The following is a 605-nucleotide window of genomic DNA, read 5'->3' on the forward strand; positions in this document are numbered from 1 at the left end:
TCGGCGGTGTTGATTTGCGCATAGCCCGGTTCATCCGCCAGCGCCGCCAGCGCCGCGCAGTTGCCGGTCATCGAACGGCAGGAGTAGTGACCGACCTCGCGCACCGTTGAGAGCACCATCGGGTACTGTTCAGAAAGTTTATCTCCCGGCGCGACCCAGTCGCAGGTGAAAAACTGGGCTTTACCGCTCGGCGTAGAGAACGTCTCTTTAAACAGATACGACGTCCCCTGGTCGGCGTCGGACTCATCGCGGCATGGCCACATGACATAGCCGAACTCGCCCATTTTTTCATAGGTGGCGCCGTAGAAGTTCGGGCACAGATGCCTCAACTCGTCCCAGATCTCCTGGGTGTTGTTGTAGTGCATCGGATAGCCCATCCGGGTGGCGATTTCGCTGATGATCTGCCAGTCGGTTTTCAGGTCCCACTTCGGCTCCACCGCTTTAAAGAAGCGCTGGAAGCCGCGGTCCGCTGCGGTATACACGCCTTCGTGCTCGCCCCACGAGGTGGATGGCAGGATGACGTCGGCCGCGGCGGCGGTTTTGGTCATGAAAATATCCTGGACGATAACCAGTTCCAGCTGTTCAAACGCCTTGCGCACCGCGGA

Annotated in this window: 1 protein-coding gene; it reads right to left on the bottom strand. The window is 59.3% G+C overall.

Annotation, left to right across the window (positions count from 1 at the left end):
• A partial coding sequence (locus tag PGS10_RS25205) for a molybdopterin-dependent oxidoreductase (protein ID WP_316423641.1) occupies positions 1–605 on the bottom strand: 605 nt, incomplete at both ends.

Origin of the sequence: Klebsiella sp. 141153 (assembly GCF_032601995.1) — a bacterium.
GTDB classification, from domain to species: domain Bacteria; phylum Pseudomonadota; class Gammaproteobacteria; order Enterobacterales; family Enterobacteriaceae; genus Klebsiella; species Klebsiella aerogenes.